Raw genomic sequence first — 25,169 nt, 5'->3', positions numbered from 1 at the left:
TTATGAATAGAATTCACAAAGGTTTTGGTTTAGTTGGTCGTGATCAATGGTTTCCAAATTAATAGATAACAACTAACTTTATCTACTGAAAACTTAATTTACAGGAAATAAGAATTTACACAAGATTCTTGACACTATCTAATTAAAACCTCATTACCATTAATGATTGTTTTGATTATATTACAGTATATATTTAGAAAACAATCTACATGCATATTAATAGAATTCAATGTAGCCTATTCAATTGTTCGTATGATGCCTTTAGTGAATTCTATGCATACTCTAGGTATAAAAGGGATTATAACACTTATAATATGTTTTCTATTTTTGAATACGAGTACATTGCTGATGTATCGTATCCATAGCCTCAATCTATAAAGAACACACAATTATATGTATTTCTACTTACAGATTATCTTTGATACAATGAACACACGCAAAAAGGAGACAATTAAAATGAATAGATATGACTATGTAGGTAGTTTCTTAAGACCTGAAAGACTTAAGAAGGCAAGAAGAGATTTTGAAAATAATACAATTAATGCAGAAGAATTAAAAAAGGTAGAAGATGAATGTATTATAGAACTTATTACTAAGATTAAAGAATTAGGTTATCATACGATCACTGATGGTGAATTTAGACGTTCTACATGGCATTTAGACTTTATGTGGGGATTTAATGGTGTAGAACACAAAAAGACAATAGAAGGTAATACGACATTTGATGGTGAAGCAGCAATGATTGATGATACTTATGGCACAGGAAAGATCAGCTGTGATCATCATCCTTTCGTAGAACATTTCAAATTTGTGAAACAGTTTGAAGATGAAAAAACAGTTGCTAAACAGACTATTCCTTCACCAGGGCAGTTCTATGCTTACTTTACGGGAGCACAGCTACTTAGAAATACATTAAGTATTTATGAAAGTGAAGAGGCTTTCGCAAAAGATGTAGTTAAAGCTTATGTTGAGTTTATTTATGAAATTTATGATGCAGGATGTCGTGTACTACAGTTTGATGATTGTGTATGGGGTGGTATGGTTAATCCGCAGCTTGCATGCGGACTAACAGGACGTACTGGTGCTGCATTAGAAGAGTATAAAAAGAGATTATTAGAACTTAACAATGAAGTTGTTGTAGCAAGTCCAAAGGATTTAGAAATTAATACACATGTATGTCGTGGTAATTATCATTCTACTTTCTTTAGTTCAGGTGCTTATGATAGTGTGGCTGATTTATTATTTGGTGAGGAAAATGTGAATGCATACTACTTAGAATATGATGATGAAAGATCAGGAGGATTCAAGCCTCTTGCAAAAGTATCTGGTGATAAGAAGGTTGTCTTAGGATTAATCACTACTAAACGTCCAGAATTAGAAGATAAAGAAAAAGTAATTCAGAGAATTAAGGAAGCAAGCAAGTATATACCTCTTGAACGCTTATCATTAAGCCCGCAATGTGGTTTTGCATCATGTGAGATTGGTAATAAACTAACAGAAGAAGAACAATGGGCTAAATTAAAACTTGTAAAAGAAATCGTAGAAGAAGTCTGGGGTTAATAAGTATCCTCTAGGAAATCCTAGGGGATTCTTTTGTGTCTTGTAGTATATTAATGGATACAATATAATTTATTTATAAGAGGTAAACAGATATGATAGAAACGATAATTAGATATATAATTATTGTGATTGTGCTAGGTGTTATTGGCGAAGTGATATCTCATTTATCTAGTAAAACGACTGATGAAAACATAAGTACTACACATTATAGAGTTAAAGCACCATCAGTGTTGAAGTATGCCTGCATGTCACAGTTCATTCTAGGATTGGTTATGTTTCTTGTATTTAGTTGTTTTTATCTGAAAGGTAATGAAACAGTAGAAATGGGACATCTGTATGTTTCTTCTATCTTTGGGGCTATTGGTTTATATGGTGTGGCCTGGGCATCTATATGGGGTGTACAAGTAGATGATTCTCAATTAGAGATACATAGAATATTTCATACTAAGAAGGTATTATGCATCACTGATATTGGACAAGTAATTATTGATAAGAAGGAAGCAATAATCTTGTATGATAAGATGGGAAAGAAATTGATTAAGATAGACGCTTTATCGGATAATTATGATCATTTATTGAATCTATTAAAGTCACAAAATATAGAAATATCAAATAAGTACCTTAAATAAGGCGCTGTCAAAGGCTTACTCAACGCAGCTAAGAATCATTTCTACTATAATAGAAATATAGAAGGGAGGTATTCTTATGTGGGATGATGTTGCAGGTAAAGCTTCACATGATAATAGAGATAAGTATGTTGTATTGCAGGTGGTACTTACTGAAAAGTTTCTAGGTACAGGCTTTGGTACAAAGAGTTTGACGAATCTACAGGCTGAAAAAGGATATAAGTTACATACTATTTCTACTTCATCTTCTGGATCAAAAGGATTCCTTGGAGGAGATAAGATTCAGGCAACAATGGTATTTGAAAGAATAGACTAAAAAATGAGCTGTAACGCTATTGTTACAGCTCACTTTTTAATTGATTTTGATAATAATTTGTGTGAATCGTGAAATCTTGTGCTTATAATCGTTAGTTGCTTCTATAATGATATGAAGGATATCATTTGTTTTTACATCATCAGGAATTTCAATCTTGATAGAATCATCTAAACTAACAGAAACATTTCCTTTATAACTAGAAGCATCTTTATAATACTTTATTTTATAGAGTACATGTTCTTCTTTATTTATATGAAGCTCTACAGTTGTACCTTTATCAGCTTTCATGTCAAGAGATTCCTGGATAGATAGTACAGGCGCTTCTTCTTTATCATCGGTGATACACCAAGAAGCTCTTGCTGCAAGATCTCTTTGAATAGAAGAAACATAATACCACATAGATTCTGTGTATTTATCAATATAGAGGTCTTCTACAGGATTCCAGTAATTTAAAGTAAATCCCTTAGAATTCTTCTTAGTATTATCTTTTATATATCTTCCAGATAATCCTCCATATGAGAAATCTTCAAGACATCTTAACCCCCATGGCAGTAAACAGAAGAAAGTAGGGGAATCACCTTCAGATAAGAAATCATAAGGAATATGTGTACCCATACCATATTTCTTTCCCCACCAGTCAACAAGAAGACTCTTGTTTGAACCGAATTGTGATCTATTTTCTTCACCTTCATAATACTTATCATCAGCCCAGGTAGCGTAACCACTCATTAAGGCACCTTTATTAAGAATATGTTCTTGCATGAAATCAGCTCTAAGAGTCTCTTTACTGCTTCCTTCAGGCATATTATTCCACCCGTATCCATAACTGTTCATCATCACACATTTCACAAACTGAATGTTTGGATAAACTTCTGAAATATAGTTCTGATACGTATTATCCTGTTCACCACAGGCAGTTAAAATAACTTTCTTTTCTATTTTTTCTTTGATTGATAACCAGTTCTCATCATCTTTATAATCTTGCTCAATATCATAAAGAGCACGAGCAATTGTATTAGTACCACCCCAAACTTGAATATAAAGTGGTCTAGGATCATCATCTAATATTTTTTCTCTAATTAATTCTGAGCCTGGTGTAGAAGCATCCATTTCTCCTGGATATCCAATATTTCCGACTTTAATAAGATTCCTTAAATGATCAGGAAAAGGGTAGTTGCCATCATGAGTCACAAGATGTTTATAGTCTACAGCATAATCATCCATTACGTCCTGCATCCATTTTACACCAGTCCAGCGATAAGGCTGATCATAATCAGCCTTATCGCTTGGTCCAGTCTTTCCTGGTTGTCCTTTCCAATGAAAGATGGATGATGTCTGTACGATACCCTGTATTTCTATATCATTGGCATAAAGGAGAATATGTCTTAATGAGTTCTGATCATCTACTTCAGCATCCTGAGTGATGATTGTTCTAATAAGGTTTAACATAATTATTTACCAGCTCTTACTTCAATGATTTCTTCTTTTGCAGTCTTAGCACCATAAGATGCAGGAACAATTTCTTTGTATTCAGTAGTATTAGTAATAATGACAGGAGTTACATTATCATAACCAGCTTTCTCGATAGCTTCTAGATCAGCTTCAACAAGTAAATCACCAACACTCACTTTCTGTCCTTCTTTAACTAAGACATTAAATCCTTCGCCATTCATATTAACAGTATCCATACCAATATGAATAAGTATTTCAGCGCCGTTATTAGACTTTAATCCAACTGCATGGCCAGTCTTGGCAGCCATAATGACTTCACCATCAACAGGAGAGTAGATATGACCATCGGTTAATTTAAAAGCAACACCTTCACCCATCGCTTTTGAAGAAAAGATAGGATCATTCACATCTTCTAAGGCAATCATCTCACCAGTAGCAGGAGAACTGATTGTTTCATCTTTTAAAGTAGTTTCTTCTTTTGTTTCAACTTTGTTTTGTGGAAGCATAGAATCATTAAAACCAAATAAATAAGTACAAATAGCTGAACCGAAATAAGCAATCGCACAAGCAATCACAAAACCTACAAAACCAGGACCAATATAGCCAGGAAGACTTAAAATAGAAGTACCAAGTAAAGTAGGGCAGCTAGTACCAGCAGCAGCGACAATCATACCGGCAATAGATGAAAATACAGCAGCAATCGCAAATGGTCTCTTGTAAGGTAGTGTAACACCATAAATGGCAGGTTCAGTAATACCTGCAAGAACTGCAGAGAATGCCGCAGAACCTGATAATTCTTTTAATTTCTTATCTTTAGTTTTTAAGAATACGCCAAGTGCTGCACCAGCCTGAGCCATGTTATTAGGTCCAGTAATAACGAATAATGTGTCTCTACCATAAGTGGCGATATTATTCATAACGATAGGTACAAAGCCCCAATGAAGTCCAAAGATAACGGCTGCAGGCCAGATCAAGCCAACAAATCCTCCAGCAATAATAGGGTTGAAACTCATAATAGCTGTATACCCTGATGCAAGTAATTTACCAAACTTATCCATGAATGGACCGATAACTAAGAATGTAGCTGGTACCATAATGGAAAGTTCTAATAATGGAGTTAAGAATAACTTACATACTTCTGGAATAATCTTCTTTAATAGCTTTTCTAATTTGCTTTGAACATATACAGAAATAATGATTGGCATGACAGAAGAAGCATAGCTTACAAGAGTTACTGGTATTGTAAGGAATGTCAATTTCGTACCTTCTGAGTATGCGTCAGTCATAGTTGGATAAAGAAGTGACATTGCAATAGACATCGCAATAAATGGATTACATTTAAACTTCTTTGCAGCTGTATAACCTAAGATAATTGGCATAAAATTAAATACACTATCTGCAGCTGCATAAAGAATTTTGTATGTTCCCATATCAGCAGTTAGTATATTCAATGTAGTGCATAGAATAAGTAATGCCTTCAACATACCGGCACCACACATAACACCAAGCATTGGTGAGAAGATACCAGAAATTGTCTCTAATAGAGTATTAAGAAGGTTTTTGTTTCCTGTGTCTTCCATTTCTTCGCTGTTACCAGCATTAATATTTGTACAGCTAAGTACTGCATCATAGACAGTATCTACCTTATTTCCAATAACAACCTGAACCTGTCCTCCTGCTTTCATTACAGTAATAACACCTTCAGTCTGTTTTAAAACATCCATATTAACTTTGTTTTCATCAATAAGCTTAAATCTTAATCTTGTTGCACAATGTACAAGTGAGATCACATTATTTTCTCCACCGACATTTTCTACAATCTTTTTAGCTAAAGAAGTATAATCCTTTGCCATTTGTATTTTCCTCCAAAATTGATATTTGTTAAGTTAACTTACATGCTTATCATAATGTTTTATGAAAGCGATTAAAATATCATAAACACACTTGCAGACTGTCAAAAACCGATGTTATAGTTAGAATAGGTGATAATAATGAAAATAGAAGAATTAAGAAGTAGGATTACTCCACTAACCAAAAAAGAACAATATTATAAAAGTCACCCGAATCATTCAGATGACTACATTGAAAAGCATATTAATAAAGACGATGAAAAAATAGTTCAATTCACAATTGATAGATATCAAACCACAAAAGAAAAACATACTTTATTTTATGATGGGCAGATAATTACAGATGAAGTTCTTGCTTTTCCGATTTATTGTTCAAAACAGACAAGATATTCATTTGTGCCACTACATACAAGAAGCTATGTAGAAATGAAATATGTCTATTCTGGACATTGTTATGCAATTGTTAATGATAAAGAAGTGATACTTCATGCAGGGGATATGATTCTTTTAGATGTTAATTCAAAGCATACAGTCTTAATGCCTACAGAAAATGATATTATCTTCAACTTTCAAATGGATCGCTCTTATTTTAGTGACTCATTTATTAGTAAATTTTCTTCGGTAAACCCGATTGTGACTTTCCTGACAAATATTATAGATCAAAAAGCACAGCACAATGATTATATTATTTTTAATAATAGAGAAGATGATCATGATTATGTAGTGCAGCTTATAGAAATGATTTTATGCGAGTATTTAGATCCTTCTTTGTTTGCAATCTCTATTCTTGATTCCTATTTTTCTCTTCTGTTTATAAAAATGGCACAAAGATATCAGATGAATATGGAACAACAATTTAAAGAAAATAATAAGAGCTACATGACAGAAATCATTCAATACATAGAACAACATTATCAGGATTGTACTCTTATGGAAACAGCAGAGAAGTTCGGCTATAATCCTGATTATCTCTCACGTGCCATTCAAAAAGTAACAGGCTATACCTTTAAGAAGTTAGTAAACTATTATCGTATGGAAGCAGTAGGAAAGGAACTTATCAATACTGATAAACCTATTTATCTTATTGCACAGGAGAGTGGTTTTTCTAATTTAAACTACTTCTATAAGAAGTTTAATGCTTATTTTGGTGGTTTTCCTGGAGACTATAGAAAACAATTCCAGGCAAAATAAAAGAGGCGGATGCCTCTTATAATTTTGCCGCTTTCTGGAAGAAGTAGAATCCAATCACAAACATGACTGAAATCATTGCCACGCCATAGTTTATATGTCCTGTAAGCTGTGAAATGAGCCCTACAAGAGTTGTACCCATGAAGGATGCCCCTTTACCACAGATATCAAATAAACCAAAGTATTCACCTGATTTCTGAGGTGGAATAATCTTCGCAAAATAAGAACGAGATAATGCCTGGATAGCGCCCTGGAACATACCTACAAAAATAGCTAAAATCCAGAATTCCCATTGTTTATCTAACTGAATCGCAAATAAGGCAATACCGGTATAGGCAATAATACATACTTTAATAAGTTTATCTGTTGGGTATTTTTTAGATAAACGACCAAAGATGAGCGCAAATGGGAAAGCAACAATCTGAGTCACTAATAAGGCAATTAATAATCCGTTGGTATTAAGCCCAAGGGCACTGCCATAGGCAGTGGCCATTTCAATGATTGTATAAACACCATCGATATAGAAGAAGAAAGAAATCAAATAGAAGAATACTTTCTTATCTTCATTTAAAGTAGAAAGAGTATGTCCTAAACGTTTAAAACTCTCACGAATAGGATGTTCTTGTTTCTCTACGAAATTTACCTGTTTATAGTTCTTTAAGAGTGGTAATGTCATACCCAACCACCATAATGCATTGATTAAGAAGGCGATTGTCATAGCACCGTTAAATGGAATACCCATCTTTTTATAGAATAAGACAAACACCAAGCTGACTACAAAAGGCACACAGCTTCCAATATAACCCCATGCATATCCTTGAGATGAAACATAGTCCATACGCTTGTCGTCTGTAATATCTAGAAGCATGGAATCATAGAAAATCAGACTTGCATTATAACCAATCTTCGCAATAACGAATACACCTAAGAATATAATCCAAGACTTAGGAACTGAAAAACAGGCTAAGCCCATTACACCTATGATCATACTAATAGTAAAGATTGGTTTCTTATAGCCTTTTGTATCGACAATAGAACCAAGCACTGGTCCAATAATAGCGACAATAAGAGTTGTGAGAGAAGATGCATATCCCCAATAAGCTAAATAGTTGACTTCACTGATCTTTGCGAGAGACGCAAGATAGTTAAAGTAAATCGGAACTATAGTAGCAACAAGTAGGATAAAGGCACTATTACCGACATCGTACAAGATCCAGTATTTTTCTAGTTTAGTTAGTTTATTCATAGTTTCTATTAAACCTTTCGTTTAAGTAATCATCATCAAGATGGTCAACATACTCATTAATGAGTGATACGGCTAAAGGTACTGCTTCATCCTTCATTTCTATTAAATGATTGATATCATTGGCAGCATGTTCATCTTTTTCATAGTTAATAAGTAATCCTTTATATTCTTCATACATACCACCTAACTTCATTACACCTAAGACAAAGTTTCTCTTCAATTTGCTAGGAGCAACAAGCCACTTTAAGATAAATAGTAGATCATGTAATGCTTTATCTACTTCTTCTGCTTTTAAATCAAAGAATGGTGCAATCACCTGTGCATTGGTATAATCAGGATGAATATGAGTTGTTAAATTGGCAGTCAAAGGATCTTTTCTAACTCTTACAAGTAATTCTCTATCTAATTCAGATTCTAGTAAGCTGTGGGTCATAGATAAAGTATTCTCTAATACACCAATTTTAGGATGTAAAGAACTATCTAATGTAAAGTGAGTAATAAATCCAATAGTATAAGCGAGTGTTGCATCTGTGGCATCCTGTCTAATGAGTTCTTTTGCATGTTTAAAGAAATCTGTGGCAGGAAGCTGATGCATTCCAAACCCTAATGATTTTACAGGATTCTTCTTATAGACATCATAATAAAAAAGAATATCTGGACCATGAATCCCTATATGATATAAATCAATGTAGGGCATGATCCTTTTCTTGATGTTTTCATCAAGCTGACTTAAAACCTGTTCACCAAAAACATAATGTGTATAACCTGCTGGCATAAAAAAACCTCCTGAAACCTATTATAAGCTAGTATTTCTTAACATAAATCAAAAATAGATTACGTTTCTGTTAAGATTGTGTATCTTCATTATACCGTAAACACTTATTTTTGGTGAATATTTCAACCATTTCAAAAAAATAAATACAAAATTTACGCAAATCACAATAACTGTTAGGAAATAGAGTATGTTAAAAAGATAATTTTATGCTATAATGTGTTATACAGACAAAACGAAAGGGGTTACTTTATGGAAAAGACACTCGAATATGCAGGAATTAAAAACTATACAGGTAAAGCACACTATAATTTATGTCCTGCTAAATTAGTAGAATACGCTTTAAAGCGTAAAGAAGGATTATTAACTGACCAGGGTGCGTTAGTTGTAAAAACAGGAAAATATACTGGTCGTTCACCACATGATAAATTTATTGTAGATACACCAGAGGTACATGAACAGATTGCCTGGGGTGATGTCAATGTAGCCATGAGTGTAGAAAACTACAATGCATTAAAAGAAAAAGTACTTAACTATATGAGTGACAAAGAATTATTCGTATTTAAAGGCTTTGCTGGAGCTGATAAGAAATACCGTCGTAAATTCACTGTCATCAATGAACTCGCATGTCAGAACCTATTTATCCATCAATTATTGATTAGGCCTACAAAAGAAGAATTAGATAATTTTGGTCTGACTGATTATACTATCCTTGTTGCTCCAGGGTTCCATTGCATTTCTGAAGTAGATCATACTAACTCAGAAGCAGCTATTATTATTAACTTTACAGAACGTACAGTTATTATTGTAGGTTCACAATACTCAGGAGAAATCAAGAAATCAGTCTTCACAATCATGAACTATTGCATGCCTTTACAGGAAAACATTCTCCCTATGCATTGTTCAGCAAACATGGATCCAGATACTGGAGAAACAGCTATCTTCTTTGGCTTATCAGGTACAGGTAAAACAACACTTTCTACAGACCCTAATAGAATGTTGATTGGGGATGATGAACATGGATGGAGTGAAGAAGGAATTTTCAACTTTGAAGGTGGATGTTATGCAAAGACAATTAACTTATCTCCTACAGGAGAACCAGACATCTATCGTGCTATTCGTTTTGGTTCAGAACTAGAAAACGTAGTTGTAGATGCAAAGACTAGACAGCCAGATTATGATGATAGTACACTTACAGAAAATACACGTGTCGGTTATCCTATTGAATATATTCAAAATGCCCAGATTCCAGGAGTAGGTGGAGTACCTAAAGTCGTTATTTTCTTAACTGCAGATGCCTTTGGTGTATTACCACCAATTTCTAGACTTGATCATGATGCTGCAATGTATCAATTCGTTACTGGATTTACATCTAAAGTTGCAGGTACAGAAAGAGGCATCAGCGAACCACAGCCTACATTCTCTACACTATTTGGAGAACCATTCATGCCTCTAGAGCCAAGTATTTATGCACAGTTACTTGGTTCACGTCTAGAAGCCTATGGTACTAAGGTTTATTTAGTAAATACTGGATGGAATGGTGGACCTTATGGTATTGGTTCACGTATGAAACTATCATATACACGTGCTATGGTCACTGCAGCAGTCAATGGATCATTAGATAATGTCATCTATTATTATGATTCACGTTTTAATCTTCATGTCCCTCAATCATGTCCTGGAGTCCCAGAATATGTATTAAACCCTAAGGATACATGGGCTAATAAGGAAGCATATGAAGATATGGCTAATGAACTTGCTATGATGTTTGAAGCAAACTTCAATACTAAGTATCCACATATGCCAGAAAATATTAGAAAAGCAGGACCACATCCTAAGAAATAAAAGCCACTTATGTGGCTTTTTTGGAGGTTTTATGAGAGAAATAGGGAAAAGTAAAATAGAATATCCTGATACTTATATTGTAGTAGATGTAGAGACTACAGGACTTAGTCCTGAAACAGAAAGACTGATAGAAGTCGCAGCTATTAAGTATGTCAATCACAAAGAGGTGGCACGCTTTAGTGAACTCATTAACCCGTTAAGAGATCAATTACCTGTAGACTTACTAGATAAGGATAAAACTATCTATATAAGTGATTTTATCGAGAATCTCACAGGCATTTCTAATCGTATGTTACATGATGCAAGAGGGGAAAAAGATGTCCTTAAAGAGTATATTAAGTTCATAGGGGATGATATGATCATAGGTCATAATGTCCGTTTTGATATTCGTTTCATCTATGATGCACTTCTAAGAGATTATGGAGTCCTTTTTCAAAATGATTATATTGATACATTGAAGATTGCAAGAAAACTTTTACATGAAGATTTGAAACGCTATAGACTCAAGGATCTTGCAGATCATTATCATATTGATTATTCTCATGCACATCGTGCAGTGAATGATTGTGAAATTACGCATATTGTATATGAAATGATGATGGAAGATATCTTCAATAACTTTGGGACAATAGAGAATTATCGTAAGAAAAGAAAGAATAAGAAATAGAAAGGATGATCATAAGATGTTTGTTGAAGAAGATGAATTAGAAAGAAATAAACAATTATTAGATTTGCGTAGAAGTGTATTGGAAGTGGAAGAAGAAAGATTAAGTGGACAACCTACAATGAGTATTTCTGAAGCAAGAATTGCACGTGATAAGAGAATTGATATATTGAGATTAAAAGGCTTGAAAAAGTGACTTCAACTGTTAATATTGTATATAATTGTTATATGAACTAATTGGAGATAGAAAGGAAAAGAACTAACATGAACAAAATCGCAAGCTTTACAGTGAATCATTTAACTTTATTACCAGGTATTTATGTATCTAGAAAAGATAAGGTAGGAGAAGAAGTCATTACTACTTTTGATATACGTATGACAGCACCTAACAGAGAACCTGTTATTAATACAGCTGAAATCCATACAATGGAACATTTAGGTGCCACTTTCTTAAGAAATCATAAGGAATGGGCTGAAAAAGTTATTTACTTTGGGCCTATGGGATGTCGTACAGGATTCTATATGATTCTTGCAGGAGATTTAGAATCTAAGGATGTTGTAGGATTAGTGACTGAAATGTTTACTTTCATGGCTGAATTTGAAGGTGATGTTCCAGGTGCTGCGGCAAGAGATTGTGGTAACTATTTAGATATGAACTTACCTCTTACTAAGATTGTTGCGAAAAGATTTTTAGATAACACTCTTAAAAATATTACAGAAGAACATTTAGTATATCCAGACTAAGACTTCCATGGAAGTCTTTTTGCCTGTACGTACATATATTGATTAATTACTTACTTGTATGTATACTAGTAAAGAGAGGTATTATTATGCATTTATTTCTGACAAGCTCAAACTTAACATTAAATGGTCAATATATTAATGAAGAGAATGGTTTCCGTTCTCTTCTTTTTGATGTTCTTCCTCGTCATATTCGTTGTCTTTATATACCATCTGATCCAATTGATACGCCACATAATGATGAATGGGGAAACTACCAAAAGAAAGCCTTGATGAATAGTCATTTCTTGGTGGATACATTTACTATTCTGGATGATCGAAACAAAGAGAAGACAGAAGAACTAGTGAAAGAATCAGATCTTATCATACTTGGAGGAGGACATGTGCCTACTCAAAACAAGTTCTTTAGAGAAATCCACTTAAAGAAGTATTTGAAGGAGTATGAAGGTGTGATAGTAGGCGTCAGTGCAGGTTCTATGAACTGTGCAAAGACTGTATACGCCATGCCTGAACTCCCAGGAGAATATTTGGATAAGAAGTATCAAAGATATCTTCCGGGGTTAGAACTCACTCAAACAATGATCATTCCGCACTATAATGAAATACATGATGATTGTTTAGATGGTGTACATATATTCAAAGATATTGCCTATCCTGATAGTGCCAAAAGAACATTTATTGTGTTAGTAGATGGAAGCTTTATCCATATTCATGAAGGCAAAGAAGTGATTCATGGACTATCTTATAAAATAGAAAAAGGAAAACAATCACTTATACAAGAAAAAGATTGTATGTTCACATTGGATTCATAAAGAGGGGTTATATTATAAATGTATTAAGAAACTCCCTTAAAAAATATCTTAATACACAAGAGCAAAAGAAAATTGTTTTTAACTCTCCCCTTAAAACATAATTGTATACAAGAAGGACGTTTCAATGCGAAACGTCTTTTTTGTATAGCACCATATAAAAAAACAAGCTGGATAACTAGCTTGTTAGTTTATTAAACCTGTATCTCTTAAGAGCAAAATAAAACACTGTGTTTACCGCAATTCATCCCACCTCCTATAATGTGGGGGAATTATTGCTAACGGCGTGTTAAAAGGATCTGATTAAAAACGTTTTTTATAGCATACCTGTGGTTTATGGGTATTCAAATTTTTAAATTGTAACGTGAATATAAATATTGTATGATATTTATATCATGAAGAGAGGAAGCTGTATTATGGACTACGATCAATATCTTGAAGAATGCAAAAAAATCAAAGAAAGAAACTATCTTCTTTTAGATCTTTTTAAAGACGATCTTATTCAATCAGGTTTAAAAGATAAAACTATTAGCCGTCATCTTTCCAATGTAGAATTCTATATTAATGAATTTTTACTATATACGGATGCTTATCCTATGGAAGAAGGGCTTAATATGCTTGATGATTATTTAGGAAATTTCTATATCCGTAAATGTTTATGGTCTACGCCTGGTAATATTAAATCAACTGCGGCAAGTATTAAGAAATTTTATAAATCTATGGTTGACTATGGAAAAGTAGATAAAGAAGACTGTTATGATTTATGTTCTTTGATTAAAGATTCTATGGATATATGGCAGATGGACTGTGCTATTTATAATGATCCAGAAAGTCCCAATCCATTCTATCCTTTTTAAAAGGGGGGGCTGTAACGAATAGATAGTATTTACTACTACCTTGGGCGTTACAGCTCTTTTTCATATTTTAGACGCACTTAAAAAGAACCTTTCTATTTCTTTAAAAAATATCATCTGATAAATAATCTAAACATCTTCTTGATCTCTTCGTTTTTGTTTCATCTTCAGTTTGTGGTATTTCCTGATATTATGCCCCATTGCAACAAGATCCATCTCCACCTGAACATTGTCATGTCCTCTTCTGTAGAGTCTGTCATGACCGTAACTCTCTTTGAAATCACCGAATGTTTCTTTTGCTTTGTTATCTCTCTTGTACACGAGTTTTTTACCTCTTTCTCATGTAATATTTTTTCTTGCTTCCTTATGAAATTCATCAAGTTCCTTGCAGTCGTTTATGTATCTTCCAATTCTGGAGGGACAACCATCACAGTGACGATTTATTAGATAATATAAAATGACGAGAAAACAAAAAAAGTAACTCTCCTTAATTGTTCAATCGTGGATTTACCATTATATTTTGAGTAGAAACAAAAAATTCATAGTATTGTGGGATTACCGCAAACAAATAAGGAGAGTTACCTATGATTATAGTAATAATAATTGGAATGGATGTCCATGCTATAAACTACACTTTATGCATTCATTAAAGTGGAATTTAACTTTTCACTTTAGAAATTCAAAAGAAATATGAAAATCTAGTAGTGCATATGTCTGATATACCTTATAATCTTGTTGGTGTATCATTGCAAACTAAATATACCACAAAAGAGCGGACGTCGGTCCGCTCTTTGCTTTTTATGAAACTGTAATGAGTTGTTCACCTGTTATAGACCCTAATCTATAAGTCCTGTCTCTCTTAATAAGAGTTCTAGATCTGTACCTTTTACATTCTTTAATACAGTCTTTAAAAGCATCTTTTCCTTGAAGTTTAATGGTAACTCACTAATCTTCTTCTTATCTACTGCATAATAAGCGGCTCTTAATAATTCTCTGATATCATATTGAGAACCCCATACTTCAGGTACACCACGATCGACATTCAGTAATGTATAGACACTTTCCATACCTGTACGCATAGAATATTCAGTCGTAAAGATAGTATCTCTTGGTGTTTCTGCGAACTGTCCAATAAATGCGAAGTTCACTGCACCTTCTGGTACAACTTTAGGACGGTCTACATTCTTTCTAGGCTGGAAGAAGGCATTGATATAAGGCATGAAGCATGTTGTTGTATTACATGCATTTTCTGAATAGTCTTTGATCTTGCTTTCATCCATACCAATATGGTAAAGCCATTCCTGACAGATTTCTTCACCTGTACAATCTCTCATAGCTTTCTTGATATAGTTACCTTCTGTATCAGTATGAAGAGCATAGAGCCATACAAGTACTGTATCTTTATTCTGAGATCTAAACTGTGGCTGACGGTTAATAGTCCAAGATAGGAACCAATTATTTACACTATCCTTAACAGTCACTATACCACCAGTAGTCACTTTACCAGCACGAGGATCACGTTTACAGATATTCATAATATGCTGAATAATATCTTCATTAGATGTTTCTACAGTGGCACTCATCCAGTTAGTTGCTTCTGTATCACTACAGAATACATCGGGATGTCCATATTCGTCATGTTTAGCTTGTTTCGCAATATTCTTCCACAAATCCCATGATTCACCCTGACCATTCACAATATGAGATAAATCAGGTGCATGAGTCTGATCACCATAACTTGATGTATCAGTACAACATCCATTAGTAATAAAGACTAAATCATCTGCAGTTAAAGGAACAGACTGTTCTTTATTATCTTTTACATAAATAAGTTCTTTAGCTGTTTTCTTACCATCTACATCCTCAATAACGACATTCTTGACATCCATACCAAACTGAACATCTACATCATGCTTCTTTAGATATTCAATTAAAGGTAAGATCATACTTTCATACTGATTATACTTAGTAAATCTTAAAGCACTGAAGTCTGGTAAACCATCAATATGATGCACATAACGACATAAATAACGCTTCATTTCTAACGCACTAGACCATTTCTGGAAGGCGAACATAGTCTGCCAATATAGCCAGAAATTAGTCTCCCAGAATGATTCTGGTAATACATCTGAAATTTTCTTATCTTCTAGATTAACTTCTGGTGTAATAAAGAGCTGGGACAATGCCATTGCGCTATCTTTATCTAATTTAAATAGCTTATCAGTATGCGCATCTTCGCCCTTATTGACTGTTGCACGACATAAAGAGTAGTTAGGGTCATGCTTATTAAGCCAATAGTATTCATCTAATACAGATACGTTAGGTGTTTCAATAGAAGGTACATCACGGAATACATCCCACATGATTTCAAAGTGGTTATCCATTTCACGTCCTCCACGCATATAGAAGCCTTTATGAACATCTTTATGACCATCACAGCTTCCACCTGCAAGTTCTAGCTTTTCTAATAAATGAATATGATTGCCAGGCATCTGTCCATCTCTTACAAGATAGAAGGCAGCAGTTAAACCTGCCAAACCTGTTCCAATAATATAAGCTGATTTCTTTTCAACACCTTCTGGTTTTTCTGGGTGTGCAAATGCTTCGTAAGTTCCTGATGAATAATACATAATAGTTACCTCCTTGATATGACTCTGGTATAAATCATATTTTATCACTTTTATTTAAACAAACAAAAAGCCATGATAAATATCTTATCATGACCAATTAAGTGTAAAAATTTTAATCAAACTATTAATTTTGATGAATTTCAAATCTTTTAAGAGCTCTTTTGATACATCCATGCATGATTTCATCCATCTTATCTAATAATCTTTCAGGATCTTCTCTCATGTCATCATTCAACCAGTCTATCAATAATCCAACAATACAATAAGAATAGAAACGAGCAATAAATTCTTTATCTGACTCTTTGATAGATATGTCTTGGGCTTCTTCCTCTATCTTCATTTTAAGTAGTCCTTGAATCATCGGGGATAAATAGCTTTGAAACTCTTCTTGGTGTAATGAATGATATACATTCATAATATAGATCTTGTCTTCTTTCATCTTATAGAGAAGACAAATAAATCCTTCAGGGTAGATATTTGTATTTAATAGTAATTGATGTATTTCCTCCAAGATGATCCAGGAAAGTAAATGATGCATATCAGTAAAGTGATAATAGAATGTCATACGGTTAATACCACATTCCTTTGTGAGATCACCAATCGTAATCTTATTAAAAGGTTTTCTTAAGAGTAATACCTTTAAAGAATCTTCTAATGCATGTTTTGTGATTTCACTCATAAGTTAAATGAATCCTTCTTTTTCTTCTTATATATAAGTAGAGAAATAACTGCAGTAAATACTTCTGTAATCCAAAAAGCATGCCATACACCAGTTGGTCCAAGTAGTGAAGAAAGAATATAAGCACATGGAAGAATAATGACTACATAACGACATAAAGAAATAATGAGTGATGGAATACCCATACCTAGCCCTTCTAGTACACCTCCTGAAGTAAGCGAGAGTGAAGAGAAGACAAAGGAAATACTAATAATACGTAGGGCAATCACACCGGCATCAAGTGTTTCTTTATTCTTGGTAAAGAGTCCCATGATTTCTTTAGGGAATACAAAACAAAGAAGTGTTCCAGCAATCATAATAATTAAACTCAAACCAAGAGTGAGCTTATAGATTTTATTAATACGATTATATTCTTTAGCCCCATAGTTATATCCAACAAGTGGTCTAATACCCTGGATAATTCCATTAGATGGCATAAAGACAAATGTCTGAAGCTTATAATAGATACCTAGTACTACGACATAGATAGCTGAATAAGAAATAAGAATCGCATTTAATACAGAAATAAGAACAGAAGGTAAGGCAATATTTAAAGTAGCAGGAATACCAATACCATATAACTTTTTATAATATTGAGTACTATCTAAAGCTTCCTTATGAATACGTAGTGGTAAATCTACCTTATAATAATATAGATATAGAATAAAAGGAACTGTCTGACCAATACCAGTCGCAATCGCAGCTCCTGCAATACCCATTGCAGGAATAGGACCTAAACCAAATATTAAAATAGGATCTAGAATAATATTTGTGACACATCCTATAATCATAATCTTCATAGTGAGAGCCATACGTCCTAAAGACTGATAGATCTTTTCAAAGGCAATACCTACCTGAATCACAAAAGAGAATGAGAAGGCAATACGTCCATATAATATCCCATCCTTTAATACAACAGGATCATTTGTAAAGAATTTTAAGAAGTTAGGAATAAACACAACACATACAATCATTAAGATTATTCCATGTATTGCAGAAAGTAATAATCCCTGTGCCATAGAATCTTCAGCTTTCTTATGATCCTCTGTACCTAGATAGAATGCAATCACTGCATTCATGCCCACACCAAACCCTACGGCAATCGCGGTAATAAGGTTCTGAATAGGGAATACTAGAGATAAAGCATTCATCGCATTCTCACTAATACGCGCTACAAAGAAACTATCTACGATATTGTAGAGAGAATTAACAAGCATTGATAACACCATTGGTAAGCTCATCGAGAGTACTAAAGGGAGTATAGGTTTTGTTTTCATATAATCTTGATTCATAATTTTCCTCCTAAACATACAAAAAGCCACACAACGTAAAAAACGCTGTGTGGCGAAAATAAGATTTCTCTTACAAAAATCCACAACCAAAAGGTTTTGTACATAGACATTATCATATATGGGATATGATGTCAACTTTTTTATGAATATGGTATATTATGTGTATAAGTATGGTATTTATAATTCCTAAATCGGGATTATTGCAATGAAAAATGATAGTGATATAATGGGGGCATAGTAAATAGGAGATATATTTCGAGGAGTAACTGTATTTATCTAGAATTATAAGTTGTTAGGGATTAGATGAATATATAAGTTATATGTATAGATGTCCATATACATATTGGGTATATTTTCTCTACTTACTTACAATTATGAAAGGTAGGAGATAAAATGGTAGGAATTATCCTTGCGAGCCATGGTAAATTCGCAGAAGGCATTTTCCAGTCAGGATCTATGATCTTTGGTGATCAGGCTAACGTTAAAGCCTGCACATTAATGCCTAGCGAAGGACCAGATGATATTCGCAAAAAGATGGAAGAAGCGATTGCTGGTTTTGAAAATCAGGATGAAGTATTATTCCTTGTAGACCTTTGGGGTGGAACACCATTCAATCAGGCAAGTGCTTTACTTAATGGACATGAAGATAAGTGGGCAATTGTCACTGGTTTAAATTTACCAATGTTGATTGAAACTTATGCATCTCGTATGTCTATGGAAACAGCTCATGAAATCGCTACACATGTCACTGAAGTGGCAAGAGATGGTGTTAAACCAAAACCTGAAACACTAGAACCTAAGAAGGAAGAAAAGGTAGCAGCTGCTGCACCAGCACCTCAGGGCGCTATTCCTGAAGGAACAGTTATTGGTGATGGTCACATCAAGTATGTATTAGCAAGAATTGACTCACGTTTATTACATGGTCAGGTTGCGACTGCATGGACTAAGACAACTCAGCCAAACCGTATCATCGTTGTATCTGATGGTGTGGCTCATGATGATCTTAGAAAAGAAATGATTATTCAGGCAGCACCTCCAGGTGTTAAAGCTCACGTAGTACCAATCGATAAGATGATCCAGGTTGCTAAGGATCCACGTTTTGGTAACACAAAAGCATTAGTATTATTTGAAAACCCACAGGATGCACTTCGTGCAATCGAAGGTGGTGTTGACATCAAGACATTGAACTTAGGTTCTATGGCTCATTCACAGGGTAAAGTCGTTTGTACTAAAGCCGTATCAATGAGTCAGGATGATGTAGATACTATTGAAAAGATTATGGCTAAGGGTGTTAAGTTTGATGTACGTAAAGTACCAAATGATTCACCTGATAACATCAATGCAATTCTTAACAAAGCTAAAGAAGGATTGTCTAAATAAGGGAGGAAATAATTTATGTCAGCAATTTCAATTGTGCTGATTGCGATTGTTGCTTTACTTGCAGGTATGGAAGGTATTCTTGATGAATTCCAGTTCCATCAGCCTCTAGTAGCATGTACGTTAATCGGCTTAGTTACTGGACACTTAAAGGAAGGTATCATCCTTGGTGGTTCATTACAGATGATTGCCCTTGGTTGGGCAAACGTTGGTGCTGCTGTTGCACCAGATGCTGCTCTTGCATCAGTTGCTTCAGCAATCATCATGGTATTAGGTTTACAGGGTGGTAGTACAAACGTTACTAACGCTATCAATACTTCTATCGCTGTTGCAGTACCATTATCAGTTGCAGGTTTATTCTTAACAATGATCTGTCGTACTCTTGCAATCCCTATGGTTCACTTCATGGATGGGGCTGCAGAAAAAGGTGACTACAAGGCTATTGAAAGATGGCAGGTTGCTGCAATCTTAATGCAGGGTCTTCGTATTATGATCCCAGCAGTTATCCTTTGCTTCGTTCCAGCTAAGGTTGTAACAGGTGCATTAAATTCTATGCCAGCTTGGTTATCTGGTGGTATGGCTGTTGGCGGTGGTATGGTTGCCGCTGTAGGTTATGCAATGGTTATCAACATGATGGCTACAAAAGAAACTTGGCCATTCTTCGCTCTTGGTTTCGTTTTAGCAGCTATCTCAGAACTTACTTTAATCGCATTAGGTGTTATTGGTGTAGTTCTTGCTTTAATCTATCTTGGATTAAAAGACAATGCTGGTAAAGGTAATGGTGGCACTGGAGGATCTGGAGATCCACTTGGTGACATCTTAAACGACTATTAATCTGAAGGAGGACGAACATTATGGCAGATAAGATTACACTATCTAAAAAAGATAGAATGGACGTATGTTGGCGTCATCAGTTCCTTCAGGGTTCTTGGAACTATGAACGTATGCAGAATGGTGGTTGGTGTTATTCAATTATCCCAGCTATCAAGAAATTATATAAGACTGAAGAAGATAGAGCCGCTGCATTAAAGCGTCATCTAGAATTCTATAATACACATCCTTATGTATCAGCTCCAGTTATGGGTGTTACATTAGCACTTGAAGAAGAACGTGCAAATGGTATGCCTGTAGATGACCAGACTGTACAGGGTGTTAAAGTTGGTATGATGGGACCTCTTGCTGGTGTTGGTGACCCAGTATTCTGGTTTACAGTAAGACCAATCTTAGGTGCATTAGGTGCTTCACTTGCATTATCAGGAAGCATTGTTGGACCATTATTATTCTTCGTAGTATGGAACTTAATACGTATCGCATTCTTATGGTATACACAGGAATTCGGTTACAAAGTAGGTACTTCTATTGCTAAGGATATGTCAGGAGGACTCCTTGGTAAAGTTACTGAAGGTGCTTCTATCCTTGGTATGTTCATCATCGGTGCATTAGTACAGAGATGGGTATCAATCAGCTTTACTCCAGTAGTATCTCAGGTTACTCAGTCTAAAGGTGCTTATATCGAATGGGATAAGTTACCAAAGGGTGCTGCAGGTATCAAAGAAGCATTATCTCAGTATAACTCACTTGGTGGTAATGGATTAAACCAGGTTAAGGTTACTACTTTACAGCAGAACTTAGACCAGTTAATCCCTGGCTTAGCAGCATTATTACTTACATTATTATGCTGTTACTTATTAAAGAAAAAGGTATCTCCAATCGTTATCATCATCGCATTATTCGTTGTTGGTATCGTTGCAAGAGTTATCGGTATTATGTAATTACTAGAGGCAGTTTCACTGCCTCTTAATTTTAAGGAGGAAATAAAATGGCACAATCACAAAATACAAAAGTTGATTTTTCAATTAAAGCAACTTCACTCAATGGTTTAACTAACTATGGGGATGTCATGGTAGGGGACAAGGCCTTTGAGTTCTATAACGAAAAGAATAAAGAAGACTATATTCAGATTCCATGGGAAGAAATTGATTATATCAGTGCTTCTGTATATTTTAATAAGAAAATTGCACGTTTCGCAATATTCACTAAAAACAATGGACATTTTACTTTCTCTACACGTGATAATGTGAAAACATTACAGGTGGTTGGAAATCATTTTCCAAAAGAAAAAATGTATCGTTCCCCTACGTTCTTTACCATTATTAAACGAGGATTAAGATACATTTTTGACTCCAATTATCGACATAAAGTAAATGGTCAGGCTTAATTGCCTGGCCAATTTTTTTGTATTCCATTAAGAATAAAGTCTGTTAGAAGACTAGATAATTCTTCTATAGAATAATCATAACTGTTTGTAAACCAATTCATATATACAGATATAATACCAGGAATACACAAATCAACTGCTACTTTAAATCTTTTTTGATCTAGTGTTTCTGTTTCTTCAATACGCTGTTGTACATATTTTCTAAGAATATCTACAATCTTTACAATAAGAAAAGAACGGTTATTTGTATTAAAAAGTAAACCATAGAATTCTAGATCATGATTTACTGTTTCTGTAAACTTAATAAAGATTTCGGTTAAGAAATCAGACATATTAGTAAACTCGACTGTACCAATGTTTTTGATGAAAGCTGCGACTACTAGATTTTCTATTTCTTTCATGACATCATTGATATCTGAATAGTAATTATAAAATGTTTTACGGTTAATATTGGCTCTTTTCGCAACATCTGTAATTGTGATTTGATTTATATCTTTTTCATTTAACAGCTCTACAAAAGCTTTAAATATTGCATGCTTTGTCTTGACAACTCGTCTATCTGTCTTTTTCTCCATTCTTATTACCCATTTTCTATACAATATGTATCTTTAGCAACATTTCTATTGTGTTTTGACCATATATTGTTTCAATTATTTATATTATAATACAGCCAGATTGCTGGTTTCAACAAGAGGGGATATATAAATGACATATATTATTCAAAAAAAATTACGTTATTTAGAAAATGCTGGTCGCTTAAATGAAACTAAGAACTATATTCAACACGGTTCTATTTCTGTCTATGCACATTGTGTCAATGTAGCACGTATGAGTGTCAGAATAGCTAAATGGCTCCCAATACAGGTTAATATGGATGCTTTAGTCATTGGTGCATTACTTCATGATTATTTCTTATATGATTGGCATGATGGAAAAGGAAGACATTTTCATGGCTTTACTCATCCAGAATGCGCTTTTAGAAATGCAGAAAAGGATTATACACTCTCACCACGAGTTAAAAATATTATAATTAGACATATGTTTCCTTTGACTCCTGTTCCTCCTACATGTACTGAAGCATGGATAGTATGTATTGCAGATAAGATTTGTGCCATAGAAGAGACATTGTTTAGAAGATGAGCTAGAATTTCTAGCTTTTTTTAAATCGAAGTGAAAAGTCGCTTACTGGTTATATGTATCATATAGGATTGTAGTGGTTGCCAATATAGCTTTATTTTAGCTTTTTATTTTGATTTGAACACTAAAATAACGATATGAGTAATCATAGGTGATCTCTCCATGATACTTATTGACTATATTCATAATAGAACGCATTCCAAACCCATGACCACAATCTTCTTTAGTTGTATTGAAGTTTGGGTTATCTACAAGAGGATTATTGATACTGGTATTCTTAATATCAATAACGAAATCATTACTCTCTTTATAAATATCAAGAATAATCTTCTTAATAGACTTTGATGTACAATTCTCAATCGCATTATCTAATAGATTACCTAGTAATACATAGAAATCTACTTTATCCATAGGGATATCATCATCAAATTGACTGGCAATAAATTCAATATTCTTACCTTTAATCTTAGATAATTGAGAAGCTAATATAAGATTCAAAGATGCATTCCCTGTATCCACTGTTTGTGTTTCGTTGATTCTACGTAATTGGTTATTAATATGATTATGAAGTGATTCATAATCTTTTTTTCACAATCTTCCAGTAATGACAACAACATATGATTCATATCGTGCTTGATCTTTCTGATTTCATTCATATGAGTAATGATATTTTCATAATTTTTCTTATTGAATTTCAGTTCCTCATTGTTTAATTTTACTAGATAATTCTCTTTTTCTATATTTAGTATTCTATTAACCATCTGGTAGATCAACATCACAAGAATAGTAATCAATACAATTTCTATAGAACTTTCAAGGGGAAGAGAACCTTTTTTGAAAATAGTAATAAGATAGGACAGATAGATAAGTGTTAATACAGAATGGATACCAAGATAGAAGGCGGTATATTCTTTAATACGCAGTAAATAATTCTTAAATAAATGTCCTGTAAGAAGTAAAAATACACATAAAAGGATATCTGAACCATAGATTGTATCATGAATAGGTAAAACTAGATCATATATGAAAATATTGATGCCCCATGCCACAAGAACATAGGTAAGAACCTTTAGAAATATGAAATAGAGAGATATAAATAAACATTCTAGAACACTGTCCTGCTTAAACAGAATGAGGCATAAACCTAATATACATAGACTCATAAGTCCATTATGTATGAACATAGAAGAAATAATAGAAACAGATGATAATAATAGTACAGAACCAATAAACTTGATTAAATTCTCTTTAATGCTGATAGAATAGACATAATAGAAGAATGACAACACCATCAAAGATAATGCGATGAAACTTATATTATTTGTTTCTAACATCAATGATGCACCTCCTTCATATACTCTAATACAAGCTTTTTCTTTCTTCTGCTTATTGGTATCTGGTAATGCTCACTTATATATAATGTTGTACCTTCTAGCTTAGTCACCTTTTTCATATTTGCGAGATAAGAACGTCCAACTCTTTTGAAATGATTTGAATCAATCGTCTTTTCTACATCACCTAGCTGCATATTGACAGTAATAGAAGATGTATCAAAATGTATCTCTGTTTGATGATTGAAGCTTTCACAATAAAGAATAGATTCTTTTCTTATTATATAGGCATTTCCATTGATATAGAATGTCACACTTGGATGTAAATGAGACAAATGATAGTTGATTTCTTCTAATACATCAGGCATTTCTATATCTAGATTCTCTTTTCTAATAAAGTCAAAAGGATGTATATTACATGCTTTATAAACCAGTTCATTATGACTGGTAATAAAGATAATTAACGCATTTTGATGTCTTTTTTTTATATTCTTTCGCAAGTTCTAATCCTGAAACATGAGGCATATCGATATCAAGAAATAA

26 protein-coding genes and 1 pseudogene are annotated in these 25,169 nt (G+C 33.7%); 15 read left to right on the top strand and 12 right to left on the bottom strand.

From position 1 onward, the window contains the following. Positions 1-456: 456 nt before the first annotated feature. The 3 genes from EAI80_RS07120 (at position 457) to EAI80_RS07110 (ending at position 2,502) form a co-directional block, all read left to right on the top strand. Positions 457-1,560 carry a 5-methyltetrahydropteroyltriglutamate--homocysteine S-methyltransferase gene (locus EAI80_RS07120; RefSeq protein WP_129981492.1) on the top strand — a complete coding sequence of 368 codons (1,104 nt, stop codon included), beginning with the start codon at positions 457-459 and terminating at the stop codon, positions 1,558-1,560. A 92-nt stretch (positions 1,561-1,652) separates the two neighbouring features. After that, positions 1,653-2,189 carry a DUF6560 family protein gene (locus tag EAI80_RS07115; RefSeq protein ID WP_129981491.1) on the top strand — a complete coding sequence of 179 codons (537 nt, stop codon included), beginning with the start codon at positions 1,653-1,655 and terminating at the stop codon, positions 2,187-2,189. 76 nt (positions 2,190-2,265) lie between these two features. Further along, positions 2,266-2,502: a DUF4177 domain-containing protein gene (locus EAI80_RS07110; RefSeq protein ID WP_129981490.1), complete on the top strand. Its 237-nt coding sequence runs from the start codon at positions 2,266-2,268 to the stop codon at positions 2,500-2,502. Positions 2,503-2,538: 36 nt separating this feature from the next. Here the strand turns inward: EAI80_RS07110 and EAI80_RS07105 are convergent, their stop codons facing one another. After that, entirely contained in the window at positions 2,539-3,951 is a 1,413-nt protein-coding gene (locus EAI80_RS07105) for a DUF1593 domain-containing protein (RefSeq protein ID WP_129981489.1), read from the bottom strand. Positions 3,952-3,953: 2 nt separating this feature from the next. Then, positions 3,954-5,807 (bottom strand): beta-glucoside-specific PTS transporter subunit IIABC, encoded by a 1,854-nt coding sequence (locus EAI80_RS07100; RefSeq protein ID WP_129981488.1) that lies wholly within the window; start codon positions 5,805-5,807, stop codon positions 3,954-3,956. Between the two features lie 138 nt (positions 5,808-5,945). On the opposite strand from EAI80_RS07100, the gene EAI80_RS07095 reads away from it, so the two are divergent. Beyond that, the gene (locus EAI80_RS07095; RefSeq protein ID WP_129981487.1) at positions 5,946-6,995 is read left to right on the top strand and encodes a helix-turn-helix domain-containing protein; all 1,050 of its coding nucleotides are present in this window, start codon (positions 5,946-5,948) and stop codon (positions 6,993-6,995) included. A gap of 16 nt (positions 6,996-7,011) precedes the next feature. Here the strand turns inward: EAI80_RS07095 and EAI80_RS07090 are convergent, their stop codons facing one another. Beyond that, on the bottom strand, positions 7,012-8,238 hold the full coding sequence (locus EAI80_RS07090) for an MFS transporter (RefSeq protein ID WP_129981486.1): 1,227 nt from the start codon (positions 8,236-8,238) through the stop codon (positions 7,012-7,014). After that, entirely contained in the window at positions 8,231-9,013 is a 783-nt protein-coding gene (locus EAI80_RS07085) for a zinc dependent phospholipase C family protein (protein ID WP_129981485.1), read from the bottom strand. The genes EAI80_RS07090 and EAI80_RS07085 overlap by 8 nt, the downstream gene beginning before the upstream one ends. Positions 9,014-9,262: 249 nt before the next feature. On the opposite strand from EAI80_RS07085, the gene pckA reads away from it, so the two are divergent. The 6 genes from pckA to EAI80_RS07060 all read left to right on the top strand — a co-directional run bounded on the left by pckA (position 9,263) and on the right by EAI80_RS07060 (position 13,926). Next, on the top strand, positions 9,263-10,855 hold the full coding sequence (pckA, locus tag EAI80_RS07080) for a phosphoenolpyruvate carboxykinase (ATP) (RefSeq protein ID WP_129981484.1): 1,593 nt from the start codon (positions 9,263-9,265) through the stop codon (positions 10,853-10,855). Positions 10,856-10,886: 31 nt separating this feature from the next. Further along, positions 10,887-11,522 (top strand): 3'-5' exonuclease, encoded by a 636-nt coding sequence (locus tag EAI80_RS07075; protein ID WP_129981483.1) that lies wholly within the window; start codon positions 10,887-10,889, stop codon positions 11,520-11,522. Positions 11,523-11,538: 16 nt separating this feature from the next. Then, the gene (locus EAI80_RS13355) at positions 11,539-11,715 is read left to right on the top strand and encodes a hypothetical protein (RefSeq protein ID WP_161220298.1); all 177 of its coding nucleotides are present in this window, start codon (positions 11,539-11,541) and stop codon (positions 11,713-11,715) included. Between the two features lie 68 nt (positions 11,716-11,783). Then, positions 11,784-12,263 (top strand): S-ribosylhomocysteine lyase, encoded by a 480-nt coding sequence (locus EAI80_RS07070; protein ID WP_006504607.1) that lies wholly within the window; start codon positions 11,784-11,786, stop codon positions 12,261-12,263. Positions 12,264-12,349: 86 nt separating this feature from the next. Beyond that, the gene (locus tag EAI80_RS07065; protein WP_129981482.1) at positions 12,350-13,072 is read left to right on the top strand and encodes a Type 1 glutamine amidotransferase-like domain-containing protein; all 723 of its coding nucleotides are present in this window, start codon (positions 12,350-12,352) and stop codon (positions 13,070-13,072) included. A 413-nt stretch (positions 13,073-13,485) separates the two neighbouring features. After that, on the top strand, positions 13,486-13,926 hold the full coding sequence (locus EAI80_RS07060; RefSeq protein ID WP_129981481.1) for a recombinase: 441 nt from the start codon (positions 13,486-13,488) through the stop codon (positions 13,924-13,926). 126 nt (positions 13,927-14,052) lie between these two features. On the opposite strand, the pseudogene EAI80_RS07055 reads toward EAI80_RS07060, so the two are convergent. The 4 genes and pseudogenes from EAI80_RS07055 to EAI80_RS07040 form a co-directional block, all read right to left on the bottom strand. Next, a pseudogene (locus tag EAI80_RS07055) lies at positions 14,053-14,250 on the bottom strand (transposase); the annotation flags it as partial. Between the two features lie 509 nt (positions 14,251-14,759). Continuing rightward, positions 14,760-16,553, bottom strand: coding sequence for an oleate hydratase (locus tag EAI80_RS07050; protein ID WP_129981479.1), 1,794 nt, complete (start codon positions 16,551-16,553; stop codon positions 14,760-14,762). 124 nt (positions 16,554-16,677) lie between these two features. Continuing rightward, positions 16,678-17,232 carry a TetR/AcrR family transcriptional regulator gene (locus tag EAI80_RS07045; RefSeq protein ID WP_129981478.1) on the bottom strand — a complete coding sequence of 185 codons (555 nt, stop codon included), beginning with the start codon at positions 17,230-17,232 and terminating at the stop codon, positions 16,678-16,680. Continuing rightward, positions 17,229-18,563, bottom strand: a complete 1,335-nt coding sequence (locus tag EAI80_RS07040) for an MATE family efflux transporter (protein ID WP_129981477.1) — start codon at positions 18,561-18,563, stop codon at positions 17,229-17,231. Before EAI80_RS07040 ends, EAI80_RS07045 begins: the two co-directional genes overlap by 4 nt. Positions 18,564-18,956: 393 nt before the next feature. Here EAI80_RS07040 and EAI80_RS07035 point away from each other — a divergent pair, with 393 nt between their 5' ends. Genes EAI80_RS07035 through EAI80_RS07020 form a run of 4 tightly spaced genes read left to right on the top strand, consistent with a single transcriptional unit; the run spans position 18,957 to position 22,158 of the window. Further along, entirely contained in the window at positions 18,957-19,943 is a 987-nt protein-coding gene (locus tag EAI80_RS07035; RefSeq protein ID WP_129981476.1) for a PTS sugar transporter subunit IIB, read from the top strand. A 15-nt stretch (positions 19,944-19,958) separates the two neighbouring features. Further along, positions 19,959-20,774 (top strand): PTS mannose/fructose/sorbose transporter subunit IIC, encoded by an 816-nt coding sequence (locus EAI80_RS07030; protein WP_129981475.1) that lies wholly within the window; start codon positions 19,959-19,961, stop codon positions 20,772-20,774. A 20-nt stretch (positions 20,775-20,794) separates the two neighbouring features. Further along, complete coding sequence (locus EAI80_RS07025; RefSeq protein ID WP_129981474.1) at positions 20,795-21,712, top strand: PTS system mannose/fructose/sorbose family transporter subunit IID; 918 nt, start codon at positions 20,795-20,797, stop codon at positions 21,710-21,712. 47 nt (positions 21,713-21,759) lie between these two features. Next, on the top strand, positions 21,760-22,158 hold the full coding sequence (locus tag EAI80_RS07020; protein ID WP_129981473.1) for a DUF956 family protein: 399 nt from the start codon (positions 21,760-21,762) through the stop codon (positions 22,156-22,158). On the opposite strand, the gene EAI80_RS07015 is transcribed toward EAI80_RS07020, so the two are convergent. Beyond that, entirely contained in the window at positions 22,155-22,733 is a 579-nt protein-coding gene (locus EAI80_RS07015) for a TetR/AcrR family transcriptional regulator (protein ID WP_129981472.1), read from the bottom strand. The two genes, EAI80_RS07020 and EAI80_RS07015, sit on opposite strands and share 4 nt — an antisense overlap. A 130-nt stretch (positions 22,734-22,863) precedes the next feature. On the opposite strand from EAI80_RS07015, the gene EAI80_RS07010 reads away from it, so the two are divergent. Next, positions 22,864-23,298 (top strand): HD domain-containing protein, encoded by a 435-nt coding sequence (locus EAI80_RS07010; RefSeq protein ID WP_129981471.1) that lies wholly within the window; start codon positions 22,864-22,866, stop codon positions 23,296-23,298. 96 nt (positions 23,299-23,394) lie between these two features. Here the strand turns inward: EAI80_RS07010 and EAI80_RS07005 are convergent, their stop codons facing one another. The 3 genes from EAI80_RS07005 to EAI80_RS06995 are packed head-to-tail and all read right to left on the bottom strand — an operon-like array spanning position 23,395 to position 25,126. Beyond that, a complete protein-coding gene (locus EAI80_RS07005) occupies positions 23,395-23,793 on the bottom strand; it encodes a GHKL domain-containing protein (protein WP_129981470.1) in 399 nt (132 codons plus the stop codon). After that, complete coding sequence (locus EAI80_RS07000) at positions 23,790-24,629, bottom strand: hypothetical protein (RefSeq protein ID WP_129981469.1); 840 nt, start codon at positions 24,627-24,629, stop codon at positions 23,790-23,792. The genes EAI80_RS07005 and EAI80_RS07000 overlap by 4 nt, the downstream gene beginning before the upstream one ends. Beyond that, positions 24,629-25,126, bottom strand: coding sequence for a LytTR family DNA-binding domain-containing protein (locus EAI80_RS06995; protein ID WP_129981468.1), 498 nt, complete (start codon positions 25,124-25,126; stop codon positions 24,629-24,631). Before EAI80_RS06995 ends, EAI80_RS07000 begins: the two co-directional genes overlap by 1 nt. Positions 25,127-25,169: the final 43 nt, after the last annotated feature.

This window comes from Catenibacterium sp. co_0103 (genome assembly GCF_004168205.1).
GTDB classification, from domain to species: Bacteria; Bacillota_I; Bacilli_A; order Erysipelotrichales; family Coprobacillaceae; genus Catenibacterium; species Catenibacterium mitsuoka_A.
Note: the sequence above shows the minus strand (reverse complement) of the source record. Positions and strands in the feature narration are given on the sequence as shown.